Here is a 9,816-nt window from a genome sequence, read left to right as displayed (position 1 = left end):
ACCGCCAATAATTTCATCGCTGGTGAGGACGCGGACAATGACGCCATTACCGGCGGTCTCGGCAACGACCTGATCTTCGGCGGCGGCGACAATGACGATCTCGTCGGCGGCCTCGGCGACGACCTGCTCGTCGGCGGCGCGGGCAATGACGACCTCGATGCCCGCGATACCGGCGATCCGGATGCTCTCGACCTCGTCGGGGCGGGCGGCGGCGACACGCTGGTCGGCGGCCTCGGCAATGATACCTACGGCGTCGACGACCTGCTCGACGTGGTGGTGGAAGCTGCCGGCGAAGGCACGGACACGGTCGAAACCTTCATGACCGAACTGTCCATGGCAGCCATGGCCAATGTCGAAAACCTCGTCTATCGCGGGGCCGATGCGGGAGCCTTTGTCGGCACCGGCAATGCCGGCAACAATGACATCACCGGCGGCGACCTCAACGATACGCTGAGCGGGCTCGGCGGCATCGACATCCTCCGGGGTGGCCTCGGTGCCGACACCATGATCGGCGGCGATGGCAACGACACCTACTTCGTCGACGATGCCGGCGATGTGGTGACCGAAACCAACACGGACCTCGTGGTCGGCGGTACCGATCTCGTTGAATCCAGCGTCGATTTCACGCTCGGCGCCAATGTCGAGAATCTCGACCTCAACGACACGGCAGTCAGAGGGACAGGCAACGCCGCCAACAATGTCATCAACGGCAATAACGCGAACAACGAACTGTTCGGCGCCGGCGGCAATGATGCGCTCAATGGCAGCGACGGCAATGACCTGCTCGATGGCGGGGACGGCAATGACACGATCAACGGTGGCGACGACAACGACACCATCATCGGTGGTGCCGGCAACGACACCATCGATGTCGGCGGCGGCTTCAACACCGTCGTCTACAACGCTGCGGGCTTCGGCGCCGACATCATCAACAGCTTCGACTCGGTCGGTGGCACCGCCGCCAACCAGGACCTGATCAATATCAGCGCCCTGGGGATCACGGCAGCGAACTTCGCCCAACGGGTGACCGTCGCCGACATCGAAGACGGGGCGACGGACGATACCCTGATCACGATCTATGATGGCGGCGGCATTGCCGGTGGCGTGGTCCTCGGGACCATCCGCCTCGAAGAGGTCGAGGCCACGGTCTCCGGCACCGGTGCAACTGCAGTCGGCGTCAGCGCGCTCGACTTCATCCTGGCCGGCGCCGCGCCCACCAGCACGATCAACGGCGACAACAACGCCAATACGCTCAACGGCGTGGGAACCACTTTCGAAACGTTCAATGCCAATGGCGGCAATGACACCGTCAACGCCAATGGCGGCAATGACGTCGTCAATGGCGGCGAAGGTGCCGACATCCTCAATGGCGGCGACGGCAATGACACGCTCTCGGGCGGGATCGGCAGCAACAACGGTGCCTTTGTCGACAGCTTCGGCACCGAGGCCTATTCGAACAATAATGGCACAATCTCCTTCGCCGGAGACTGGGCCGAAGGCGGTGGCGAGACCACCAGTGCCACCGGTGGCGATATCTCCATCGAGGGCGGTCGCTTGCAGTTCAACGAGAACCTTGATGGCGGCGAGTGGATCCAGCGCGCCTTCAACCTGACTGGCGCAACCTCGGCGACGGTGCAGTTTGCCTTTACCGGCGACGGCAGCGTCACCGGCACGGAGAACGTGACCGTCCAGGCCTGGAATCACACCAGCAATAGTTGGCAGAACCTGGCCGGTGGCGTGCTCAATTCGACCAACGCCAACTTCTCGGTGGCCCTGTCGGCGCAGCAAATCGGGCCGCAATCCGCGATCCGCTTCCAGGTAAATGGCGACTGGGATGGCGGCGACAACGTCTTTATCGACAACTTCATCGTCAACGCGACCATTCCCGGCCTCAATGCCGGTGTGGATACCGTCAATGGCGGCAACGGCGACGATACGATCGTCTGGAATGCCAATGCCTCCGGCCCGACCGATGGCAGGGACGTAGTCGACGGCGGCACCGAAGGCGGCGCCGGCGACACCTTCTCGATCGTCGGCAATRCTTCGACCGAAACCTACCGCATCTATACGAGGGCCGAATTCGCGGCGCTCAATCCGGCAGCGGCGCTGCTGGCGGCCACCGAGATCGTCGTTACCCGCAACGGCACCGATGCCGCTTCGGTGATCGCCGAACTCAGCGAGATCGAAGAAATCCGCATCAACGGCGCCGATCCTTCGGGAACTGGCGGTCTCGCCGGCAACGACAACTTCGAGATCATCGGCGACTTCTCGACCACGAGCCTGCGCCTCAACACCATCACGATCGATGGTGCGGCCGGCGACGACACCGTCGACATTTCGGCCCTGACCTCGGCGCACCGCATCGTGTTCCGCTCCAATGGCGGCAACGACACCATCGTTGGGACGTTGCGGCCGCAGGACGTGATCGAGCTGCCCGACGGCGCGGCGCCGGAGGACTACGAGATCACGACCGACGCGAACGGCGTGACCACCATGACGAGTCCGACACATAGCATCTGCTTCACCGCCGGCGATGGGATGCCGCAATTCGGCTCCGGCGATGAAGAAGACGAAGACGAAGATGACGATGATCATGACGACGACGACGATGACGATTGCGACGCTGACGACGATGATGCGGGCACGCCGGCTCCCACGCCGACGGGTGGCAGCAACGTCCGGGGCGGGACGGCCTCGGGTGATGTCCTGCTCGGCACGAGCGGCGGCGACAGCATCATCGGCCTTGCCGGTGACGATGTCCTCATCGGCGAAGCCGGGGACGATGCGATCTCCGGAGGCGATGGCGCCGATTTCGTCGACGGTGGCGCGGGTCGCGACACGGTGCATGGCGGCTCGGGCGACGACCATGTCTTCGCCGGAGCGGACGCTGATCTGGTCAATGGCGAGGCCGGAGCCGACAGGCTCTTCGGCCAGGGCGGCAACGACGTAATCAATGCCGGAGCGGGCGATGACGCTGCCTTCGGCGGGGCCGGCAACGACCTGTTCGTCGGCGAGGTGGGTGACGGCAACGACACCTATTACGGCGACGAGATCGATGGCGGCAACGGCGTCGACACGCTCGACCTGTCGGCGATCAGCGCCAATCTGACGGTGGATCTCGGCAATGGCATGCTGGGGCGCGGCAGCGCCGTCAGCAGCCAGAGCGGCAGCGACACGCTGTGGCATATCGAGAACGTCGCGACCGGCTCCGGAAACGACACGATCACCGCAAGTCGCGCGGTGAATGTGATGGAGGGCGGCGCCGGCGATGACGTCTTCCGCTTCTCCGATGTCGAGAGCGCGGATGGCGACACTATCCTCGACTTCCAGCCCGGAGATCGCCTGGATCTGTCTGGCATGGATGCCAATAGTGGGGTGGCGGGCAACCAGAACTTCACGCTCGTCAACGGGCCTGCCTTCGATGCGGCGGCACAGTTGATGGTGTCCTACGAGGAGCGGGAAGGCGTCGCCTACACGGTCGTGAGTGGCAATGTCGGCGGCGACGCGGCGGAGGAGTTCCGCATCGAGCTCAAGGGCAGCCACAACCTGACCGCAAACAACTTCGTCTTGTGAATGTGAACGAAGGCCGGCGGGCGGGCCGCGTGGTCCGCCCGCCTTCTCCACTTTCCTTCACCGCTATGATTAAGGGCGCGCCGCCATGGCCTCCTCTGCCCGTCTCACCGAAGCCCGCAAACGCGACGGAGCCGTGCTGACCCGGGATTTCCGCCAGGTCGCATTGTTCCTGTTCCTGATCTCCGGCCTGATCAACATCCTCGCGCTGACCGGCTCGTTCTATATGCTGCAGGTCTACGACCGCGCGCTGACCAGCGGCAGTGTTCAGACGCTTGCCGCCCTCTCCGTGCTCGCAATCGGCCTGTATCTGTTCCAGGGCGGCTTCGACATTGTCCGGTCGCAGGTGCTGATCCGGATCGGCGCGCGCCTCGACAAAGATATCGCGCCACTCGCCCATCGCGTCGCGCTCGATATGCCGCGTTTCGGCTTCTCCAGCACGGAGGCACTCGAGCGCGGCCGCGACGTCGACACGGTGCGCGGGTTTCTCGGCAGCCAGGGGCCGGCGACCCTGTTCGACCTGCCCTGGATCCCGCTCTATCTGGCCTTCGTGTATTTCCTGCACCCTTGGCTGGGCGCGTTGACATTGGGCGGCGCCGTGGTGCTGTCCCTGCTGACGCTCCTGAGCGAGATTCTGGCGCGGAGGCTGAGCAGCAGCTCGCGCCAGGCCGCGATCGCCCGCAATGCGATGGCTGACACCCATGCCCGCAACGCCGAGGTCGTGCGGGCCATGGGCTTCTCCGGCCGCGCGGTGGCACGCTTCGACCGTGTGAATCGTGAGCACTTGGCGCTGCAGACCAGTGCCAGCGATCTCGGCGGGACCTTCGGAGCGGTCGCGCGCGTCCTGCGCATGATCCTGCAATCGGCGACCCTCGGCCTCGGCGCCTTCCTCACCATCAAGGGCGAGCTTTCCGCGGGCGCGATCATCGCCGCGTCGGTCGCCTCTGCGCGGGCGCTCGCACCAGTGGACCAGGCGATCGGCAACTGGAAATCCTTCGTCGCCGCGCGCCTCGCCTTCGGGCGGCTGCGCGAGACCGTGGTGGCGCTGAGCAAGGCGGTCGAGCCGATGGAGCTGCCCGCACCGCACCGATCCCTCGGGGTCGATCGTATTACGGTCGCCGCGCCGGGATCCGGCCAGGTGCTGCTGAGCGAGGTCAGTTTCGAGCTGACCGCGGGCAAGGCACTTGGCATCATCGGCGTCAGCGGCGGCGGCAAGACCACCCTGGTTCGCGCGCTCACCGGCATCTGGCCGTGCCTGCGCGGGTCGGTTCGGCTCGACGGCGCGAATCTGGAGCAATGGCCCGAGGATGCGATTGGCCGCCATCTCGGTTATCTGCCGCAGGAGGTGAGCCTGCTCGATGCCAGCATCGGCGATAACATCTCGCGGCTTGCGCCCGATCTCGACCCGGCCGCCATCGTGGCCGCAGCGACCGCAGCCGGCATCCACGACATGATCGTGAAGCTGCCGGAAGGGTATCAGACGCAGCTGGGGCCGCAGGGCACCGCGCTTTCGGCCGGCCAGCGCCAGCGCATTGGCCTGGCTCGCGCGCTCTACGGCAATCCCTTTCTGGTCGTGCTGGACGAGCCGAACTCCAATCTCGACAGTGAGGGCGAGGCAGCCCTGACGAGGGCGATAGAAGGCATCAAGGCGCGCGGCGGCATCGCGATCATCGTCGCCCACCGGCCGAGCGCACTTGTCGCGGTCGATTTGCTCGGCGTCGTGCAGGGCGGCAAGCTTACCGGCTTCGGTCCCAGGGACACCATCCTCAACCCCGTACAGAAGCAGCCCGCACCCGCCGGGACCGATGTTCCGGTCGAGCCACGCCTGCCCGCCGCCAGCGGGATCGATGCGGGCGCTGGTCCGCTCAGGAGGGTGACAGCATGATCGAGGTCAAGGCGCTCCGGCCCGCTCGGAATTCCGCACCCTCAGCCGAGGAAATCTACCGGAAGGCGCAGGGAGAGCCCGCGCCGTCACGCTGGCCGGCCGCTCTCGCGGTGATCGTTCTGGCGGTCGCCGCATATCTGCGCTCGCTGACGTCGACGCAGGCCGAACCGGAGCCAGGCCCAGTTGACACTGCGGCCGCACCCCAGCCGGCCGGCGAGGTGGAGCTTCAGGGCGACCCGGACGAAACCGGTTCGATTCCCGAGGACAAGAACGACCACGAACTCGGCTCGGGCGCGGCGAGCGATCCGGTGCCGGGGCTGGTGGATTTCCTCGGCATCGATTCGCCGCCGATCGACTATGAGCAGCTGCCCCTGCAGCCCTTCGTGCGCGAAACCATCGCATTCGGCCTGGACCGGGTCAGCAACGACAACCGTTTTGCCGCGGAGGGCTCGCAGATAATCGGCGGCGCGAGCGTGTCGAGCGGCCCACATCTTGTCCCCATCGAGGGGGGCGGGGCGCGGGTGCCGGTCGTCGTGGCGCCTTTCAACCCGGTGATCTTCGTTCCCGAACCGCATGATCCTCCCGACGGCCCCGATCCCGATCCCGATCCGGTTGGACCGCAGGACCCGACGACCCGTAACCGGTCCCCGCGCCTGGCGAAATCGGTCCAGCTTGGCGAGATCGGTGCCTGTCAGACATTGCTGCTGACAGCGGCGGGGTTGCTGGTGGGCGCGTCGGATGCCGACGCCGATCCGCTGACGGTCCGCAATCTGCAGGTATCGTCAGGCACGATCGAGCTGACCGAAGACGGCTGGCAATACCGGCCGGCTGCCGGATATTACGGCCCCGTCTTCGTGAGCTATGGCGTGACCGATGGCATCGCGACCGTCTCGCAGGTCGCGGTACTCCGGGTGGTCGAAATCCTGGAGCTGGACGGCACTGCCGGTGACGACGTGCTCACCGGCACGGACTGTGCCGACCTGATCAGGGCCGGCGATGGGAACGACACCGTCGATGCGCGGGCCGGCAACGACATCGTGCACGGGGGCGCGGGCGACGACCACATCATAGCGGGTGCCGGCAACGATATCGTCTATGCCGGTGCCGGTAACGACGTCGTCTATGGCGGCACCGGCATGGATGTCCTATTCGGCGGCGCCGGCAATGACCGCCTTTACGGCGAGGACGGCGACGACCGCCTGTTCGGCGAAGCTGGCGACGACCTTCTCGTCGGCGGCCTGGGGAACGACGAACTCTCGGGCGGCGACGGCAACGACACGATCTTCGGCGAGGCCGGTGACGATGCAATCGACGGCGGCGCCGGCGACAACGAGCTGCATGGCGGCCCGGGCAACGACCATATCCGTAGCGGCCCTGGCAACAATGTTATCTCGGGCGGTCCCGGCGACGACATCATCGCGACCGGCGACGGCGACAGCGCGATCGACGGCGGATCGGGCGATAACATCATTTCGGTCGGGAACGGCCTGAACCACGTCAGCGCCGCCGATGGCAACAATACGGTGCTCGGCGGCGCTGGCGTCGAACTGGTTCAGCTCGGCGCCGGACGCGATGTCATGCGGCTCGGCGGCGGCGACGACGTCGCAAAGGCGGGTGCTGGATCCGACCTTCTGTTCGGCGAGGAGGGCGACGACACCCTCTTCGGCGAGGCGGGGGACGATCGTCTGGACGGGGGCGACGGTGACGACACGCTTTCGGGCGGGGCCGGTAACGATGTTCTCGTCGGTCGTCGGGGCGACGACCTCGTCGATGCCGGGGAGGGCGACGACCTCGCCGATGGCGGCGAAGGAAACGACACCTTGCTCGCCGGCGCCGGCGACGACGAGGTCGAGGGCGGCGATGGCTGTGATGTTATCGATGCCGGCACAGGCGACGACGAGGTCGATGCAGGGAACGGAGACGATGTCGTGTTTGCCGGATCCGGCGACGATAAGGTCGATGGCGGCGATGGCGACGACGTTGTCCGCGCCGGGGACGGCGATGACATCGTCGAGGGCGGGGACGGGAACGATACGCTCGATGGAGGAATGGGCCGTGATACGGTCAGAGCGGGATCGGGCAACGATATCGTGATTGCCTCACTGGATCAGCAAGACGATTGCCTCCATGGCGATGAGGGGCATGACACCCTCGATCTTTCCCAGACGAGCGATGGCGTAACCGTCGACCTGACGGAGAACAGGGCCGTTGGCATCGAGATCGGGGAGGATACGGTTCTCGATTTCGAAGCCCTGATCGGCGGCGAGGGGAACGACCACTTCATCGTGGGGTCGAAGGGCGCGACGGTGACGGGCGGCAGGGGCGAGGACCGGTTCGAGTTCGACGTATCCGCTCCCGCCRATAACGACCTGATCCACCAGATCCTCGATCTCGAGGAGGGCGACCGCATCATCGTCAAGCAATACCAGGTCCATTCCGACGCCGAGGCTGGCGGCACCGAGATCGACCCATTCAACGAAACCTATAACGGCACCGACGAGGACCGACGCCCGTTCCGCTTCCGCATCGAAAAGATCGGGGAGGACGACAGGACCTTTGTCGATGTCTTCGTCGCGCAGCAGGACGAAAAGGATTTCTCGATCGAAATCTATGGTGCTCACAAATTGTATTATTACTGATCCAGCGTGGTGTGGTCGCCGCTCGCTATGGCGCCGAGAGGGTTCGTGTCATGAATGCCCAAAATTTCGACGCCAAGCTCTTCGCCAAGGCACAGAAAGGCGCTCGCGCGGCCGAACGGCGGGCCGATTTCGGCCTTGGTCCGCACATTGTCTCCGGCATGGCGCTGGCGTTGCTGCTCGTGGTCGGATTCGGTGGCTGGGCTGTATCGGCCAATCTCAATGGCGCGGTTCTCGGCCAGGGAACGGTCAAGGTCGATCAGAACCTCAAGGAGGTGCAGCATCGCGACGGCGGCATCATCCGGTCGATCGCGGTCAGGCAGGGCGACAACGTCAGCGAGGGACAGGTTCTGTTCCAGCTCGAGGACGTCCAGACCCGCGCGGAACTGTCGATCGTCCGCTCTCAGCTGGCGGAGCATCTTGCCCGCGGCGCCAGGCTGGTCGCCGAGCGTGATGGTTTCGACAAGGTCGATTTTCCTTCCCCTCTCGCCGCCTTTTCCGAGGAGGCCGCTGAGATCATCAAGGGCGAGACGCGTCTGTTCGAGGGGAACCGAACCAATCGGGAAAGCCGCAAGGAGCAGCTCGAGATCGGCATCGTCCAGTCCGGGGAGGAGATCAAGGGGCTACAAGCGCGGCATGTCGCCAAATCCGAGGAGCTCAGGCTCGTCGAGATGGAGCGCACGAAGTTTCTCGGGCTCTTCCAGAAGGGCTATATCGATGGCTCAAAGGTCTTCAACATCAACCGGGAATGGGCGCGGCTGCTCGGTGAGCGCGGGGAGATCGAGGCGACGCTCGCGCGTGCCAAGCTTCGCATCAGCGAAACCCGGCTGCAGATCATCTCCATCAACGACACCGCGCGGACGGAGGCGCAGCGCGAACTGCGTCTGGTCGAAGCCAAGCTGTCGGAGCTGCAGGACCGCCGCGTCGCCGGTGAAGACCGGCTGTCACGCACCGAGATCCGCTCCCCAATCGCCGGGACGATCAACGAGATGACGATCTTCACCATCGGCGGCGTCATCACGCCGGCTGCGCGGCTCGCCACCATCGTTCCCATCGGGGCAAAACTGACGATCGAGGTGCGTATCGCACCGGCTGATATCGACCAGGTCAAACCCGGTCAGGCCGCGCGTCTGCGCTTCTCAGCCTTTAATCGCAACATGACGCCCGAAATTCCCGGCAGGGTCAGCCATGTCTCGCCGGCCACGACGAAAGATCCCGCGACCGGCCAAAACTACTATACATGCGAGGTCCAGATCGAAGGGGATATCGCGGTGCTCGGCGACCGCAAGCTCCTCCCGGGAATGCCGGTCGAGGTGATGATCACCACCGAAGAGCGCAAGGCGCTCTCGTTCCTGACCAAGCCTTTCACCGACCATGCGAGCCGGATGTTCCTGGAGCGCTGAGTTCTATTCACCTGCGAGTGAACCGAAGTAGCGTAACTGGATCTAACAGCGTGGAAAATTGTCGAGGCGCTGGCGCTGCCCGCGCCAAACTGGGACCATCCGGAAGCAGACATACCGAACGTCCGCAATGGGCGGTGGTCTCAATCGGTAATCGCAACACGCTACTTTTCCTTTGGAGATGGAGCGTGGGTGATGAAGCAGCGGCGGCGGATCTACTATTCGGCGGCCCAGCGGGCTGAGATCTGGGATCGCTGGAAGGCCGGCGAGTCGATGAGTTCGATTGGGCGGCGGTTCGATCGGGAGTCCTCTTCGGTGTTCTCGG

At 65.0% G+C, this 9,816-nt stretch carries 4 protein-coding genes; all 4 read left to right on the top strand.

Annotated features, from left to right (window positions below; genetic code table 11):
• A partial coding sequence (locus tag AC1DVA_RS25175; protein WP_476807684.1) for a beta strand repeat-containing protein occupies window positions 1-3,573 on the top strand: 3,573 nt, incomplete at its 5' end.
• 85 nt (window positions 3,574-3,658) lie between these two features.
• Window positions 3,659-5,455, top strand: a complete 1,797-nt coding sequence (locus AC1DVA_RS25170; protein ID WP_476807683.1) for a type I secretion system permease/ATPase — start codon at window positions 3,659-3,661, stop codon at window positions 5,453-5,455.
• Window positions 5,452-8,094: a cadherin-like domain-containing protein gene (locus tag AC1DVA_RS25165; protein WP_476807682.1), complete on the top strand. Its 2,643-nt coding sequence runs from the start codon at window positions 5,452-5,454 to the stop codon at window positions 8,092-8,094. Before AC1DVA_RS25170 ends, AC1DVA_RS25165 begins: the two co-directional genes overlap by 4 nt.
• Before the next feature lie 50 nt (window positions 8,095-8,144).
• Window positions 8,145-9,494, top strand: coding sequence for an HlyD family type I secretion periplasmic adaptor subunit (locus tag AC1DVA_RS25160; protein WP_265053184.1), 1,350 nt, complete (start codon window positions 8,145-8,147; stop codon window positions 9,492-9,494).
• Window positions 9,495-9,816: the final 322 nt, after the last annotated feature.

The sequence above is a fragment of the Allobosea sp. P4_C6 genome, from assembly GCF_056402015.1.
This window is presented reverse-complemented; position numbering and strand designations above follow the sequence as displayed.